The 15,208-nt window shown below is 66.5% G+C and carries 13 protein-coding genes; 8 read left to right on the top strand and 5 right to left on the bottom strand.

All coding sequences use genetic code 11. From position 1 onward, the window contains the following. Position 1 precedes the first annotated feature (1 nt). The 3 genes from ELY13_RS07245 to ELY13_RS07255 are packed head-to-tail and all read right to left on the bottom strand — an operon-like array spanning position 2 to position 4,545. Positions 2-1,609 (bottom strand): DUF389 domain-containing protein, encoded by a 1,608-nt coding sequence (locus ELY13_RS07245; protein WP_126173235.1) that lies wholly within the window; start codon positions 1,607-1,609, stop codon positions 2-4. Then, entirely contained in the window at positions 1,593-3,956 is a 2,364-nt protein-coding gene (locus tag ELY13_RS07250; RefSeq protein WP_126173236.1) for a DNA translocase FtsK, read from the bottom strand. The genes ELY13_RS07245 and ELY13_RS07250 overlap by 17 nt, the downstream gene beginning before the upstream one ends. A 52-nt stretch (positions 3,957-4,008) precedes the next feature. Further along, positions 4,009-4,545 (bottom strand): thiamine phosphate synthase, encoded by a 537-nt coding sequence (locus tag ELY13_RS07255; protein WP_126173237.1) that lies wholly within the window; start codon positions 4,543-4,545, stop codon positions 4,009-4,011. Between the two features lie 23 nt (positions 4,546-4,568). Between ELY13_RS07255 and ELY13_RS07260 the strand changes: the two genes are divergently transcribed. After that, on the top strand, positions 4,569-5,231 hold the full coding sequence (locus ELY13_RS07260) for a YggS family pyridoxal phosphate-dependent enzyme (RefSeq protein ID WP_126173238.1): 663 nt from the start codon (positions 4,569-4,571) through the stop codon (positions 5,229-5,231). On the opposite strand, the gene ELY13_RS07265 is transcribed toward ELY13_RS07260, so the two are convergent. Beyond that, entirely contained in the window at positions 5,228-7,984 is a 2,757-nt protein-coding gene (locus tag ELY13_RS07265) for a [protein-PII] uridylyltransferase (protein WP_126173239.1), read from the bottom strand. The two genes, ELY13_RS07260 and ELY13_RS07265, sit on opposite strands and share 4 nt — an antisense overlap. Before the next feature lie 127 nt (positions 7,985-8,111). Here ELY13_RS07265 and lgt point away from each other — a divergent pair, with 127 nt between their 5' ends. Then, positions 8,112-8,990 (top strand): prolipoprotein diacylglyceryl transferase, encoded by an 879-nt coding sequence (gene lgt / locus ELY13_RS07270; RefSeq protein WP_126173240.1) that lies wholly within the window; start codon positions 8,112-8,114, stop codon positions 8,988-8,990. Beyond that, positions 8,987-10,042, top strand: a complete 1,056-nt coding sequence (locus tag ELY13_RS07275) for a class I SAM-dependent methyltransferase (protein ID WP_126173241.1) — start codon at positions 8,987-8,989, stop codon at positions 10,040-10,042. The genes lgt and ELY13_RS07275 overlap by 4 nt, the downstream gene beginning before the upstream one ends. Positions 10,043-10,144: 102 nt before the next feature. Here the strand turns inward: ELY13_RS07275 and ELY13_RS07280 are convergent, their stop codons facing one another. Next, a complete protein-coding gene (locus ELY13_RS07280; RefSeq protein WP_126173242.1) occupies positions 10,145-11,665 on the bottom strand; it encodes a sensor histidine kinase in 1,521 nt (506 codons plus the stop codon). Between the two features lie 181 nt (positions 11,666-11,846). Here ELY13_RS07280 and ELY13_RS07285 point away from each other — a divergent pair, with 181 nt between their 5' ends. From ELY13_RS07285 to ELY13_RS07305, 5 genes are all read left to right on the top strand, one after another. Further along, positions 11,847-12,839 (top strand): alpha/beta hydrolase, encoded by a 993-nt coding sequence (locus ELY13_RS07285; protein WP_126173243.1) that lies wholly within the window; start codon positions 11,847-11,849, stop codon positions 12,837-12,839. Between the two features lie 96 nt (positions 12,840-12,935). After that, positions 12,936-13,451 (top strand): hypothetical protein, encoded by a 516-nt coding sequence (locus ELY13_RS07290; protein ID WP_126173244.1) that lies wholly within the window; start codon positions 12,936-12,938, stop codon positions 13,449-13,451. Positions 13,452-13,541: 90 nt separating this feature from the next. After that, the gene (locus tag ELY13_RS07295) at positions 13,542-14,051 is read left to right on the top strand and encodes an MmcB family DNA repair protein (RefSeq protein ID WP_126173245.1); all 510 of its coding nucleotides are present in this window, start codon (positions 13,542-13,544) and stop codon (positions 14,049-14,051) included. 21 nt (positions 14,052-14,072) lie between these two features. Further along, positions 14,073-14,780 (top strand): sterol desaturase family protein, encoded by a 708-nt coding sequence (locus tag ELY13_RS07300; protein ID WP_126173246.1) that lies wholly within the window; start codon positions 14,073-14,075, stop codon positions 14,778-14,780. Then, a complete protein-coding gene (locus ELY13_RS07305; protein ID WP_241233588.1) occupies positions 14,747-15,196 on the top strand; it encodes a DUF2141 domain-containing protein in 450 nt (149 codons plus the stop codon). Before ELY13_RS07300 ends, ELY13_RS07305 begins: the two co-directional genes overlap by 34 nt. Positions 15,197-15,208: the final 12 nt, after the last annotated feature.

Below are 15,208 nucleotides of genomic sequence, written 5' to 3' on the forward strand. Positions count from 1 at the left end.
CCTACCCGAGTTCCAGAACCCAGTTCGGCACGACGACAGCGTCGGGTATTTCCCCGTCCTCCGCCGCGCCGCCGTCATCGGGCACTTCCTGCTCCTCCACCTCGACGATCCGCACGGTGACGCCTTGCCGCTCCAGCAGCTGGGCCAGTTGTTCCACGGCCCCCGCAGGACCGGAAAGCCCGACCGGGGTGCCGGTCCTCGCCGCCGCCCAGGCGATCAGACTCGCTGCTTCGCGGCCTTCGGGCGTCAGGTTGCCGCCTTCGAATCGTACGGTCGGCAGAGGCCGGGTGGGAGGCCGCATCCGGATGGTCCAGCCCGGCATCGTCCCCGTGATCCGCTGCTCCAGCGCCCGGTATCCCGCCAGCGTAGTGCCTTCGATCGGCTGGGCATCGACCAGGGCGCGCCGGTTCTCGCGATCAATGGTCACGTTCTCGCGCTCGACTCCGGCAACCAGGCCCAGCCGGGCGCTCAGTTCATCGATCTGCCGTTCGGTCGTCTCCGCCTGCTCCGCCTCGCGCGCCCGGGCAAGCTGGGCAGCCTCGGCCGCGCGGGGATCGGTGCTGACCCGGAACTGATCGATCTCCACGACAAGAGGACGGCCCAGCAGCCGGCTGAGGCTGCGTTCCGCCAAGGCTTGCGCCTGCGGGCGGAATTCCGGCGTCAGCACGGTCGCGCTGACCTGCACCGGCTCGGCCTCGTAGTCGATATCGATCTGGCTGATCCGCGCATCCTCGCCGAACTGGTCCTTGATCACACCGTTGATCGAGCGCGAGGCGTTCGCTTCCCAGGCAATCTCGATGAGCGAGATGCCAAGCGGGACGGCCAGTGCGATGAAGGCCGCTGCGATCCCGATGCTCTGCAGCAGGCTTTGCCGCTCGGAAAGATTGGTTCGGAATCCATAATACCGCGCCATGACGAACGCCGACAACGCGATGGTCACCAGGTTGGTGACCAACAGCATCAGCGATCCGCTGAACACCGTCCGGTTCAGCGTGGCCGCGCCGAAGCCGACGACGGCAAGCGGCGGCATCAGGGCGGTGGCGATCGCCACGCCGACGATCGTCCCCTCGCGCCCCCGGATCATCGCATAGGACCCCGCCAGCGAGGCGAACAGCGCGACCAGCAAGTCGAACAGGTTCGGCTTGGTCCGGGAGGCCATTTCCTCGGTCACGGTGTCGAGCGGGCTGGCCAGCACGATCAGGATGCACACGATAAGGGCGAAGCCGATGCCGATGAACAAGTTGCGGACGCACGTCTTGAGCCAGTCGAAATCCCCGACCGCGAGCGCGAAGCCGGCACCGAGCAGCGGCCCCATGAAGGGAGCAAGCAGCATCGCCCCGATCACCACCGCAGGGGAGGACAGCAGCAGGCCGAGGATCGCGATCCCCGCTGACATGCACGCCATGAAGACATAGCGCGCGCTCATCGACGATTCGACGTGGAGCTTCTCGATTACCGATGGCTGATCGATCCCGCTGACGATCGATCGCCGCCACCAGTCCCGGATCGTCGCCAGCAGATGCACGTGCGTGTCGCTGGAAGACGGCGCCTCGGCCTCGGTGCCGTTCCCCTTTTCCTCGTAGGGAGTCGGATCAGAGAGGGTTGCCATCGCGGTCCCGATAGATCTCGCGCCGGCCCACGTGGTTGGCCGGCCCGACGAGGCCGTCTTCCTCCATCCGTTCGATCCACTTGGCAGCGGTGTTGTAGCCGACGCCCATCTGCCGCTGAAGCCAGGAGCCGGAGGCTTTCTGGTTCTCGACCACGATCTGGCAGGCTTGCCGATACTTGCGCTCTTCCGGGTTGTCGGAGGCGGTGAACTCGTCCTCGAACGAGATGCCGCCGTCCTCCGGCTCCTCGGTCACCGAATCGATGTAATGCGGCGCGCCTTGTCCGCGCCAGTGAGTGGCGACGCGCTCCACTTCCTCATCGGAAACGAACGGTCCGTGCACGCGCACCACCGCACCGGTGGACGGCTTGTAGAGCATGTCGCCCTTGCCTAGCAGCTGTTCGGCGCCTTGTTCGCCCAGGATCGTGCGGGAATCGATCCGGCTGGTGACGGCAAAGCTGACGCGGGTCGGCAGGTTGGCCTTGATCACGCCGGTGATGACATCGACCGAGGGGCGCTGCGTCGCCATGATCAGGTGAATGCCGGCCGCACGCGATTTCTGCGCCAGACGCTGGATCAGCACCTCGATCTCCTTGCCGACGGTCACCATCAGGTCGGCCAGTTCGTCGACGATCAGCACGATCTGGGGCAGGACATCGTAATCGAGCTGCTCTTCCTCGAACAATTCCTCGCCCGTTTCAGGATCAAAGCCGGTCTGGACGCGGCGACCCAGCGGCTTGCCCTTCTCCGCTGCGGCGCGCACGCGTTCGTTGAAGCCGCCCAGGTTGCGCGCGCCGATGCTGCTCATCATCCGGTAGCGCCGCTCCATCTCCTCGACCGCCCACTTCAGCGCGCGAACCGACTTGTGCGGCTCGGTCACCACCGGGGAAAGCAGGTGCGGGATGTTGTCGTAGCTTTTCAGCTCCAGCACCTTGGGATCGATCAGGATCAGGCGGCACTCATTGGGCGTGAACCGGTAGAGCAACGACAGCAGGATGCAGTTGAGGCCCACAGACTTGCCCGATCCGGTCGTGCCCGCAACCAGCAAGTGCGGCATCGCGGCCAGATCGGCGACGATCGGCTCCCCCGCGATATCCTTGCCCAGGATGATCGGCATGCTGGCTCGCGCATCGACGAAGGCCTCGCACCCGGCCAGTTCCTTGAACGCGACGGTCTGCCGGTCGGCGTTGGGCAGTTCGATGCCCATCACCGTCTTGCCGGGAATGGCCGAAACGCGCGCGCTGACCGCGCTCATGTTGCGGGCGATATCCTCTGCCAGGCCAATGACACGGGAGGCCTTGATCCCCGGCGCGGGTTCCAGTTCGTACATCGTCACCACCGGCCCGGTGCGCACGGCGGTGATTTCCCCCTTCACGTTGAAATCGTCGAGCACGTTTTCCAGCAGCCGCGCGTTGCGTTCCAGCGCCTGGCGATCGACCTTCTGCCCCGCGTGCGCCGGCGGGTCTTCCAGCAAGTCCAGGCTCGGCAGGGCGAAAGGCTGGGACGGGTCCTGCGGCTTCGGCGCGGCGGGGCGGGCGGCGCGCGGCGGGGCGCTGGGATCGGCAATCTCGGGCGCCTTGCGAGGCGCAGCATCGAGGAAGGGCTCTGCCTCCGGCCCGGTCCGACGCTCGGCCCCTCGCTCAGGCCGCCGATCCGGCGCCACTTCGCGCAAGGTGACTTCAGGCTCGTATGGCTCATCCTGCATTGGATCGCGCGGTTTGCGGCGGATAGTCCGCGGAATGGTCAGCAATTGCGCCCAGTCGAGGGCGAAGACGCGGCCCGCAAGCAGCGCTCCACCGATCAGGCAAACGAGGCCAAGTGCAAGGATGGTCCAGACTTGCGCCGCTTCGGGCAGGCGTCCGGCCACTGCCTGGATCGCACCCGCGCCCAGCAGGCCGGTGATGCCGCCGAACGAGGCGGGAAGCGAGCCGCCCGGCTGATCGAACACCAGCGCCAGCACGGTACACAGCAGCGCCATGGCGACCAGCAGCATCCCGACGGCGCGCCACCAGCGGGTGCCGTGCGGCGTCGCTTCCGCTTCGGCGTCGCGCCACAGCTTGCGGCTGAAGGCATAAAGCAACGGCAGGAGCAGCACCGAGACCGGGCCGAACAGGAACAGCGCCCGCTCAGCCACGAAGGCACCCGGCAAGCCCATCCAGTTCTGCGCCGCTCCGCCCGCGGCGGTGGACGGCGAAGGATCGGTCTGGTGATAGGATATCAGCGCGAGGGCCAGGAACACCATGCCCACGAGCAGCGCGGCGCTTCCCGCAAGCTGGCCGGCGCGACGCAGCGAATTGCGGAACGCTACGCGCCAGTCCGTCGGCTGCGCCTTAACTGCGCGCGTTGCCATGATTCTGTCCTCTTGCCGTGGGCTGTCCTCATCGCCCTCCAGCCATTCAGCGTCAAGAACGGGAAAGTCCGTCGATCGCCGCCCAGCGAGGCCAGCCGAGCCTGCGCGCCGCCCGCCGGTCCATGCCGCCCAGCGCGATCACCGGCATCCGCGCGCGCGCCGCCAGCCAGCGGAACCGCATGGGACCAAGAGCCGCCGCGCCCGGATGGGACCGGGTGGGAAACACCGGCGACAGCAGCACCGCATCGGCGCGTGCGCGGTTGGCGGCGGCGATCTCCCGCAAGTCGTGCGCGGCGGCGAGCCGGATCAGGCCGCGCGCCGGTTCCAGCGCGGCCGGACCGTACACCCCGGCGGCGCCCCAGCGCCGCGCCGTGGCGGCATCGCCTGCAAGGATCACCGCGTGGCCACGCGCGCGGGCAATCCGCGCAAGCTGCGCGAAGCGAGCACGGCGGGCCCGATCCTCAAGGTGATAGTGGCGAAAGACGAAGCCCGAGCCGCGCGGCAGGCGGGCCAGCGCATCCTCCAGCCCGGCATCGTTCCGCGCATCGGATAACAACCACACGCGGGGCAGGGGCTGGAAACGGCACATTCCCCCGCTATAGCCCGGGAACAATGGAAAACGCATCCACCCCGCTCGATGAAGTCCGCGCAAACATCGCCCGCGCCGCCGCGATCGCGGGCCGTGAGGCGGACGCGATCACCCTCGTCGCGATCAGCAAGACCCACCCGGCGGACCGGATTCTTCCGCTGCTGGAAGCCGGGCAGACCGTCTTCGGTGAAAACCGGGTGCAGGAAGCCCAGACGAAATGGCCCGAACTGCGGGAGCGGTATCCTGCGGCCGAACTCCATCTTGTCGGGCAGCTGCAATCCAACAAGGCGGACGATGCAGTTGAGTTGTTCGATTGCGTCCACTCGCTCGACCGGCCGAGCCTTGTCGGCGCGCTGGCCAAGGCGATGGACAAGGCGGACCGGCGGGTTCCCTGCTTCATCCAGGTCAACATCGGTGCGGAAGAGCAAAAGGGCGGCTGCGCGCTCTCCGACTTGCCCGATCTGCTGGCCCAGGCCCGCGCCGCGGACGTGCCGGTGATCGGCCTGATGTGCGTTCCGCCGCTGGAAATAGAGCCTGCGCCGTTCTTCGCCCTGCTCGACAAGCTGGCCCGCGATCACGGGCTTGCCGGCCGCAGCATGGGAATGAGCGGGGATTACGAAACCGCGATCCTGATGGGTGCGACGCACGTCCGGATCGGCAGCGCCCTGTTCGGAGATCGGAGCTAGGCCTTCTCCGCTTCGGCTTCCAGTTCCTCGGCCGCGTCGAGCAGCGCTTGCTCCACCTTCTTCCGGCGCTCGGCGCTGGTCACCTTGTGGCCGATCAGGTCGGTGACGTAGAACGTGTCCACCGCCCGCTCCCCGTAGTTGGTGATGTGCGCGGAATTGACCATCAGCTTGGATTCGAACAGCGCGCGGGACAAGCGGTTGAGCAGCGCGGGCCGATCCTTTGCGCTCACCTCGATCACCGTGAACCGGTTGGACGCGTTGTTGTCGAAGAACACCTGGGCGGGCACGTCGAATGTCTCGGCGCGCGCGCGGGCGAGTGGGCGCTTGGCCAGTTGCGGGACCAGCGGGATCCGGTTCGCCAGCGCGTCCCGGATGGCGGTGCGCAGCCGTTCCAGTTGCGGTTCCTCGCGGAAGGGATTGCCCAGCGGGTCCTGCACGAGGAAATTGTCGACGGCCTTGCCGACCCGCGTGGTGTGGATGCGCGCATCGATGATGTTGCCGCCGGCGAGGTGGATCGCCCCGGCGATGCGGTTGAAGATGCCGGGGTGGTCGTCCGCGATTACCGTCACCAGCGTCGCCCCGCGCGCCGGGTAGTATTCCGCATGGATTGAAAGCTTGTGCTCATGCTCGCGGGCCGCCGCGTAGTGGTTGAGGTTCAGCGCGATGATGTCCTCGGGCTCGGCGATCCAGTAGGAATCGTCGAAGCGGTCATCCAGCTCGTCGACTACGGCGCCACCGCCGAGCAGTTCGCAGACTCTCTCCCGCTTGGCGGCGATCCGTTCCGCCCGGCCGCGCCGCTTGTGGCCGAGGCGCAGCTGCTCCTCGGCCAGTTCGTAAAGATCGCCCAGCAGCTGGCGCTTCCAGCTGTTCCAGATCCCGGGTCCGACGGCGCGAATGTCCACCACCGTCAGGACGAACAGCAGCCGCAGCCGTTCGACGCTCTGCACCTGGGCGACGAAGTCGGTGATCGTCTTGGGATCGGACAAGTCGCGCTTGAAGGCAGTGGCGCTCATCAGCAAGTGGTAGCGCACCAGCCAGCTGACGAGGCGGGTTTCATGCGGGCTCAGCCCAAGGCGCGGGCAAAGTTCCAGCGCCAGTTCGGCGCCCAGCACCGAATGGTCCCCGCCGCGTCCCTTGGCGATGTCGTGCAGCAAGGTCGCGACATAGAGCACCCGGCGCGAGGCAAGCTGGCGCATGATCTTGGCGGACAGCGGATGATCGGCCGACAATTCGCCGCGCTCGATCCGCGAAAGCAGGCCGATCGCGCGGATCGTGTGCTCGTCCACCGTATAGTGGTGGTACATGTCGAACTGCATCTGCGCGCCGACTTTTCCGAAATCGGGCACGAACCGGCCGAACACGCCGGATTCGTTCATCCAGCGCAGCACCGTTTCCGGATCGCAGCGGCCGGTCAACACCTTCATGAACAGCTCGTTCGCGTGTGGGTCCTTGCGGACCTCGCCCCGGATCAACCCGGCATCCCGGCTGGCCATGCGCATCGTGTCGGGATGGACCTCCAGCCCTTCCTCCTCGGCGATCTGGTAGACCTCGAGCAAGCGAACCGGATCGTCCTGGAACCACGTGTCTCCCGGCGCGGCGATCTTCCCGCCTTGCACCAGATAGTTCTTGAAGTGCCGCGGCCGGCTTCGGAAGCTGGCCAGCAACCCGCGCGCGCGCCGCTTGCTGGCGATCTGTTCGTCCAGCTGGGCCAGGAACACTCCGGTCAGGTGTCCGACATGGCGAGCCTGGAGGAAATAGTACTGCATGAAGCGCTCGACCGCGCTCTTGCCCGTGCGGTCGGCGAACTGCATCCGCTTTGCCACTTGCGGCTGGAAATCGAACGTCAGCCGGTCCTCGGCCCGCCCGGTGATGTCGTGCAGATGGGATCGCACCGCCAGCAGGAACCCCTCGGCCCGGCGGAACGTGCGGTATTCCGCCTGGGTCAGCAGCCCGACGTCAACCAGTTCGGCAGCGTTGGTCACCTTGTGGATGTACTTGCCGATCCAGTAGAGCGTCTGAAGGTCGCGCAGGCCGCCCTTGCCGTCCTTGATGTTCGGCTCGACCACATAGCGGCTATCCCCCATCCGCTTGTGGCGCGCGTTGCGCTCCTCCAGCTTTTCGGAGACGAACTGGGCCTCGGTCCCCGGCACGACTTCGCCCCAGAAGCGCCGGCTCGCATCATCGAACAGCGGCTGGTCGCCCCAGAGATAGCGGCCTTCCAGGATGGCCGTGCGGATCGTCAGGTCCTGCCGGGCCATGCGCACCATGTCGTCGAGCGACCGGCTGGAATGCCCGACCTTCAGCCCGAGATCCCACAGGAAATAGAGCATCGCCTCGATCACCTGCTCGCACCAGGGGGTCTGCTTTCCCGGCGTGATGAAGGCGATGTCGACATCGGACTGTGGCGCCATTTCGCCGCGGCCATAGCCGCCCACGGCAATCAGCGTCAGCCGTTCGGCCCGGGAGCGATCCGGCGCGGGGAAGACGTTCTCGATCACATGATCGTGCATCACGCGGATGATCTGGTCTATCAGGAACGAATGGCCGTTGACGCATTCGTGCCCGGCGGATGGCTTTTCGATCAGCCGGCGGGCCAGTTCCTCCCGCCCCGCGGCAAGCGCCTCCCGCAGGAGGGCAAGTACCTCGCCACGCGCATCTTCGGCGCCCTTCGCCTCGACCGCCGCGGCGATATCGGCGGCAAGCTTGCGGCGGTCGATCACCGCGCGCTGGCTGGGAATGCGTTTCACGCTCACACCTTCCGAGATAAGGCCATTTGCGCATCATGCAATCGCCCGCGCGGGCTTTCACCCCGGCCGCCGCTGTGCCAAACGGGCTGGACGAAGCCGCAGCGGCGCCGAAACGCCAGGGACACCCATTCGCATGCTCGATTTTCTCGCCACCGCAAGCAGCGCGATCCGTTGGGAGGATCTGGGGCTGAGGCCGGGGATCGACCTCGGCTTCTTCACCTTGCGCTTCTACTCGCTGGCCTATCTTGCCGGGATCGTGCTGGGGTACTGGCACTTGTCGAAGATGGTGAAGGCACCCGGCGCGCCGATGGAGCAGCGCCACGTCGACGACTTGTTCTTCTACTGCACACTGGGCGTGATCATCGGCGGCCGGCTCGGCTATGCGACGTTCTACCAGCCGCACCTGTGGACCAGCCTCGATCTGTTCAAGGTCTGGGAAGGCGGGATGAGCTTCCACGGCGGCCTGATCGGCACCGTCATCGCGATTGCGTGGGTGTCCTGGCAAGGCAACCTGCGTTTCATCCGCGTCACGGACTACGTCGCGGTCAATGTGCCGTTCGGGATGATGTTCGGGCGGATCGCCAACTTCATCAATGGCGAGTTGTGGGGCCGCCCGGCCGGGCCGGACGCGTCGTGGGCGGTGATCTTTCCCGGCGCCGGACCGCTGCCGCGCCATCCCAGTCAGCTGTACGAGGCGGCGCTGGAAGGCTTCGTCCTGATCATCATCATGCTGTTCGCCTTCTGGCGGACGCGCGCCCGCTTCCGGGTCGGCCTGCTGACCGGGATCTTCGTGACCGGAATCTCGCTGGGGCGCTTCACGGTCGAATTCTACCGGGAACCGGACGCGCAGCTGGCCGAATTTGCCGCCCGCACCGGGCTCAACATGGGTCAGTGGCTGACGATTCCGCTGATTCTCCTCGGCATCGGGCTGATCGTGTGGTCGATCCTCCGCCCGCCGGTCGATGCCGATGCCGATGCGCCCGCCTCCGATCCGGCGCGCGCCGCTGGATGAGCGGACCGAGCCTGACGGAGATTTTCCGCCGCTTGATCGCCACCTCCGGGCCGATCAGCGTGCAGCAGTTCATGGGCGAATCGAACGCCCGCTACTACGCCGGGAAGGACCCGCTCGGCACGGCGGGCGATTTCGTCACCGCGCCGGAAATCAGCCAGATGTTCGGGGAGTTGATCGGGCTGTGGCTGGCCGACATCTGGATGCGCGCCGGCAAGCCAGGCCCGGTCCGCTATGTCGAACTTGGACCCGGGCGCGGAACACTGGCCCGCGACGCGCTGCGGGCGATGGGCCGGTTCGGGCTATCGCCGGAGGTGCACCTGGTCGAAAGCTCCCCGGCCTTGCAGGCGATCCAGCGCGCAGCGCTGCCGCAGGCGCGCTTCCATGCGGATCTGGGGGACATCCCGACGGACGCGCCGATCCTGCTGGTGGCCAACGAGTTCCTGGACGCCTTGCCTATCCGCCAGTTGGTCAGGATCGAGGGCGGCTGGCGCGAGATGATGGTCGCGGCAGCGGAAGACGGCTTTGCCTATGCGCCCGGCCCGCTGCCGATGGACGCTGCCGTGCCGCAGGACTGGCGCGAGGCGGAACCGGGCACGGTGCTGGAAACCTGCCCCGGTGCGGCCGCAGTGGTGGACGAGGTCGCCGGGCGGCTCGTGGCTCAGGGCGGCGCGGCCTTGTTCATCGATTACGGACACGATCGCTTCCGCACCGGCTCGACCCTGCAAGCAGTCCGGCAACATCGAAAGGTCGACGCCTTGGCCGCGCCGGGTGAAGCGGACCTGACCGCGCACGTCGATTTCGCCACTCTGGCCCAGATGGCCGAAGCGGGCGGTGCAAAATGGCTGGGCACGGCGCCCCACGGCGCGTTCCTGCGCGCGCTGGGGATTGACCAGCGCGCCGAGGCGCTGGCGCAGGTTACGCCGGGCAAGGCGGAAGCGTTGCGTCAGGCGAAGGACCGGCTGACCGGCGATGACCAGATGGGCCTGCTGTTCAAGGTAATGGGGCTGGCCGCCCCCGGCTGGCCCGACGGGGCCGGTTTTCCGCCGCGCTAGAGCGAGTGCGGCGGAAAACCTCCGGCTCCTGAAATCTTCGAAGAACAGAAATCCGGAGCGGGCGATCGGACGCAGCCTCCGATCCAGAGCCGCCCAAGCCGCTCAGCTGCCGCTGGCAGCCAGTACCTTCCGAGACACCTCGATTTCGACCAGCAAGCCGTCTTCGCGCCACTTGCGCTCCCATTGCCCGCCAAGCTGGCCGGTGATGCTGGTATCGACCAGACGGGTGCCGAAACCCGTGGCCTGATCGATGTCCTTGGGGGGAGGCGGTCCGCCGACCTCGTTCCAGCAGAAAAACACCGTGTCGCCCCCGTCGCGCACGTCCAGGTCGATATGGCCGGCGTCGGTCGACAACGCGCCGTACTTGGCCGAATTGGTCGCCAGTTCATGGAAGACCAGCGCCAGCGGGGTTGCCGCGCGCGGATTGATCGGCAAGTCGTAGCCGTCGATGCGCACCCGCCCGTAATCGCCGGAGCCGTAGGGCGCGAACAATTGCTGGAGCAGCCCCCCCAAGGTGTCACGCGGCCCCTCGGTGTCTCCGGGACGAACGAATTCGTGCGCCCGGCCGAGCGCGCGAATCCGGCCCATCAAGCCTTCGGCGAATTCTGCGTGCTCCGGATGCTTGCGAACCGAAAGCGTGATGAGCCCGCAGACCACTGCGAAGATGTTCTTGATCCGGTGCGACAATTCTCGCGCCAGCAAATCGCGCGCGTCGGCCATGGCGTGCAGGTCGTGGATGTCGACTGCAGTGCCGAACCAGCGGATGATCTTCCCCTGCTGATCGCGCAACGGGACCGCGCGGGCGATCATCCAGCGATATTCGCCATCGTGACGGCACATCCGGTGCTCGATCTCGTAAGGCTCGCCGGTTCGCAGCGATTCCTGCCAGGCGACCGATGCGGCCTTCAGGTCTTCCGGGTGGAAAGCCTCGCCGTGGTAGTTTTCCTCCCGCCCGGTGAAATCCAGCAGGTGCTTGTTGAAGTAGTCGAACTTCCCGTTCTCGTCGGCCGACCAGGCGATTGCCGGGATTGAATCGGCCAGCGCTCGCAATTGGGCTTCGCTCTGCTCCAGCTCGGCGCGGGCCTCCAGATCGGCCCGCCGGCTACCGAGCCGGCGCATCACGGCAAGCCCGAGCACTTCCAGGCCTTCGCGCTGCAGGGCCGTCAGCCCGTGCGGACGGGGAGCGGTGTCGATCACGCACAGCGAACCGAGCGGTACACCGTCATCGGAAACCAGCGGTTGCCCGGCATAGAACCGGATGCTGGGGTCTCCGGTGACCAGCGCATTATCCGCGAATCGCGGATCCTGCGTGGCATCGGCGACTTCCATCACCTCCCCGGCCAGCATTGCGTAGGCGCAGAAGGAAACGGAGCGCGGAGTCTCCCTCTCCTTCAGACCCTTCAGGGCGAGGAACCGCTGCCGTTCTTTTTCGACCATGCTGATGATCGCGATCGGCGTTTCGCACAATCGCGCGGCGAAGCGAACGATCCGCTCAAGCTCGGGATCGTCTTCCAGTTCGTCAAGGCCGTAACTCGCCAGCACCTGGGTGCGGCTTTCCCCTTCGCCAGTCGCGGGCGATTGAGATGACCCGCCGGGCCAGGGGACAAGTTCAGGCGTTTTCAACAAATGGAGTCCTCTGTGTATTCAACTAGCTGAATGCGGCGGCATTTCCAAGGGCGCTCTCCTCCCGGATCGGAGGGTGCATCCACTCGTGGTTCCAAACGGCTCGACATCGACCGTGTTACGGGCAAAAACCGGCCAAAGCCGATCGGCACGCACCCGGCGGCATCGACGGGAGAGGATAATGAAGACATTTCTGGCTGGCCTCGGCGCGCTTGCAGCGCTTGCCCTCGCTGCCGTGCCCGCACAGGCGCGGGTTGAGAAGGTCACGGTTCACGGGCCGTCGCTGGAGGGCAATTACGAAGGGAACTCGCCGGACCGCAGCGTCATGGTGTTCCTGCCCCCGAATTATGATGCCGATCCGGACAAGCGGTACCCGGTGGTCTATTTCCTCCACGGCTTCGCCCTGACCGACCAGACCTATGCCGACTACGTCAAGATGGAGGATGCGGTGAATGAGGCTGCGGCAGCCGGCAACGAGCTGATCCTCGTCCTGCCTGACGCGATGACCCGGCAGCGCGGGGCCATGTATTCGGATTCCCCGACCACCGGCAACTGGGAGCGATTCGTCGCCCGCGACCTCGTGTCCTACGTCGATGGCCGCTATCGGACGATCCCCGATCGGGCGAGCCGCGGTCTCGCGGGCCATTCTATGGGCGGGTACGGCACGCTCCGGATCGGGCAGAAGAACCCGGACGTATTCTCCAGCCTTTACGCGATGAGCGCGTGCTGCCTGTCGCCGCGCACCTGGTCCACCGAGGAGCTGAACCGGCTTTCGGCGATGAGCGTGGAGGAACAGAAGAAAGCCAGCTTCGGCGATGCCGCGGCGCTCGCCTCGCTGGCGGCATGGTCCCCCTCACCCGAAGGACCGAACTACTTCGATGCAGGCGTGAAGGACGGGACGGTGGATCCGCTGGTGCAGGCGCGGACCTATGCTGCCTCCCCGATCGCCATGCTGCCGCAGTACGTTTCCGGGCTGAAGACCATGAAGGCGATCGCGCTCGATGTCGGGGACAAGGACACCCTCGTGCGGGACGACACCTGGATGCACGAGGAGCTCGATCGGTTCGGCGTGCCTCACCAGTGGGAAGTCTATGCAGGGGACCACGTCAACCGGCTGACGGAGCGCACGCGCACGAAGGTTCTGCCTTTCTTCGGGAAGAATCTCGCCAGGTAGGCGTACAGAACGTAAGTTTTAGAGGACAGACCCGCCGCGGGATCGAAACCACCCGGCGGGTCCGTTCGTAGGAACGGTGAACAACAGGAGATATTCATGCGCATTTCGATCGCCCTTGCCGCGCCGCTGGTCCTGGCTCTGGCCGCCTGCGGGGAGACGACCCCGGCCGACGAGGTAACGCCCGAGCCGATGCCGACGGCCGAAGTGCCGGTGGAACTGCCGACGATCCCGGTCAATTCGACAACCACGGTCCAGTACAGCGGCAGCTACAGCCAGGCCGGGGCCGACGGGGAAATCCGGCGCCTCACGCTGAACGAGGACAACACCTACGAATACACCACGGCCAATGGCCAGGCGATCACCGGTACCTACAGCCGAATGGAAGACGGCAGCCGCATCCGGCTTGAAGACTTCGAAGGCGGGCCGGCGTGGTTCTCGGTCGGGAACGGCGCGATCTACCGGCTGCCGAGCGAAAGCACGCCCTACAACGAGATCACGATGGAAGGGGAGTACCGGCGCGACGTCAGCCAGATGACGCCTCCGGGCGCCACTCCGGCTACGGGAACGGCTGCTGCCCCCGCAGCGGTGACCGCTCCGGCCGATCCGTCCTAGTCGCTTTTCCGGCAGGACGCACGGCACGGACCTTGCGCCCCTGCCGGGGAACCGCTTGACCCCGCCGGGAGGCGGCCCCACCATAAGAGCATGGCCGATTCCGCCGTGCTTTCCCTTGTCGTTTCAGACCCTTCGCCCGGTGAGCGCCGTTCGGCGGCTGTCGCGCGCGGTATCGGGCGCCTGTTTGCCCGCAACGGCATCTGGTGCCTTGCCGAGATGCCGCTGCGCAACGGCCGCCGCGCCGACTTGATGGGGATCGATGCCAAGGGGCGCGTGGTGATCGTCGAAATCAAGACTGCCCGCTCGGATTTGCTGGGCGATGGCAAGTGGCCCGACTATCTCGACTTCTGCGACCGGTTCTTCTGGGGCCTGCCCCCGGAACTCGATCGGTCTCCGCTCGATGAAGACGCGTACCGCCCCGATTGCTGCGGAGTGATCGTCGCCGATGCCTATGATGCGGAGTTCGTCCGCCCGGCCCCGTCCCGCCCGTTGCCCGCAGCCCGCCGGAAGGTGGAAGTCGAACGGCTCGCCCGCACGGCCCTGCGCCGTCAGCTGGTCGCGCTCGATCCCGGATGTGCCGAATGGGGCCGGGACGGCTGAAATGGCCAGGATCTAGCTACCATGGTGCTGCTGTACTCGATCCTCGCGATGACGCTGATCGTCGCGGTCCGCTATCTGGCGGCAAGCGGCTTGTTCGCGCTCGCCACCAAGCGGGTGCGGCCAGGGCTCTACACCGGGCTTGATGCCCAGATCCGGCGTGAGATCGGCTGGTCGCTGCTGTCCGCCGCGATCTATGCGATTCCGGCCGGGATCGTCGCCTGGGGCTGGCAGGAACGCGGCTGGACGCAGATCTACACCGGCTGGAACGACTACCCGCTGTGGTACCTGCCGCTCGCCCCGCTGATCTACCTGTTCGCCCACGACACCTGGTTCTACTGGACCCACCGCCTGTTCCATCGCCCGCGCTGGTTCCGGGCGGCCCACGCGGTCCACCACGCCAGCCGCCCGCCGACGGCCTGGGCGGCGATGAGCTTCCATCCGATTGAGGCGTTGAGCGGGGCGATCGTGATCCCGCTGCTCGTGTTTCTGGTGCCCATTCATGTTGCGTTGCTGGGTGCCGTGTTGATGGTGATGACGGTGATGGGCGTCACCAATCACATGGGCTGGGAAATGTTTCCTCGCGCGCTGGTCCATTCCCGGGCCGGAGACTGGCTGATAACCGCCAGTCATCACCAGCGCCATCATGAGCAGTATCGATGCAATTATGGTCTGTATTTCCGGTTCTGGGATCGCCTGTGCGGCACGGACCGCGGCCTTTCGCCGCCCTGACTCTTGCCCTTGCCGCGCCCCTGCTGCTCGGCGCGGGCCCGGCTGCGAAGGTGGGGGTTACCGTCACCGGGCTGCGCTCCGCGCAAGGCGTGGTGCTGGCCTGCCTCAGCTCCGCCCCTGATCGCTTCCCGGATTGCCGGGAGGAGCAAGGGGATTACCGGCTCACGATCCCCGCAGCGCAGGCCGGTACGTTCGATTTCTACGGAGTGCCGCCCGGCCGCTACGCAATCGCGTTGCTGCATGATGAGAACGGCAACGGCAAGGTCGACCGCGCGCTGCGAATGATCCCGCGCGAAGGGTTCGGTTTCTCCCGCGATGCGCCGGTGCGGTTTGGTCCGCCGCGGTTCGACACCGCCGCATTTCAGGTAAGCACCGGCCCCGTGCGCCAGACGATCCAGATGCGGTACATGCTGTGACAGCGCAGGTGC

It is taken from the genome of Altericroceibacterium xinjiangense, assembly GCF_003958635.1.
Taxonomy (GTDB): domain Bacteria; phylum Pseudomonadota; class Alphaproteobacteria; order Sphingomonadales; family Sphingomonadaceae; genus Altericroceibacterium_A; species Altericroceibacterium_A xinjiangense.

What these genes read in the sequence shown, in the direction of transcription:
- ELY13_RS07275 (WP_126173241.1), top strand. Translation starts at nt 8,987, where the DNA reads ATGAGCGGACCGAGCCTGACGGAGATTTTCCGCCGCTTGATCGCCACC.
- ELY13_RS07290 (WP_126173244.1), top strand. Translation starts at nt 12,936, where the DNA reads ATGCGCATTTCGATCGCCCTTGCCGCGCCGCTGGTCCTGGCTCTGGCC.
- ELY13_RS07285 (WP_126173243.1), top strand. Translation starts at nt 11,847, where the DNA reads ATGAAGACATTTCTGGCTGGCCTCGGCGCGCTTGCAGCGCTTGCCCTC.
- ELY13_RS07250 (WP_126173236.1), bottom strand. Translation starts at nt 3,956, where the DNA reads ATGGCAACGCGCGCAGTTAAGGCGCAGCCGACGGACTGGCGCGTAGCG.
- ELY13_RS07300 (WP_126173246.1), top strand. Translation starts at nt 14,073, where the DNA reads ATGGTGCTGCTGTACTCGATCCTCGCGATGACGCTGATCGTCGCGGTC.
- lgt (WP_126173240.1), top strand. Translation starts at nt 8,112, where the DNA reads ATGCTCGATTTTCTCGCCACCGCAAGCAGCGCGATCCGTTGGGAGGAT.
- ELY13_RS07255 (WP_126173237.1), bottom strand. Translation starts at nt 4,545, where the DNA reads ATGTGCCGTTTCCAGCCCCTGCCCCGCGTGTGGTTGTTATCCGATGCG.
- ELY13_RS07245 (WP_126173235.1), bottom strand. Translation starts at nt 1,609, where the DNA reads ATGGCAACCCTCTCTGATCCGACTCCCTACGAGGAAAAGGGGAACGGC.
- ELY13_RS07260 (WP_126173238.1), top strand. Translation starts at nt 4,569, where the DNA reads ATGGAAAACGCATCCACCCCGCTCGATGAAGTCCGCGCAAACATCGCC.
- ELY13_RS07295 (WP_126173245.1), top strand. Translation starts at nt 13,542, where the DNA reads ATGGCCGATTCCGCCGTGCTTTCCCTTGTCGTTTCAGACCCTTCGCCC.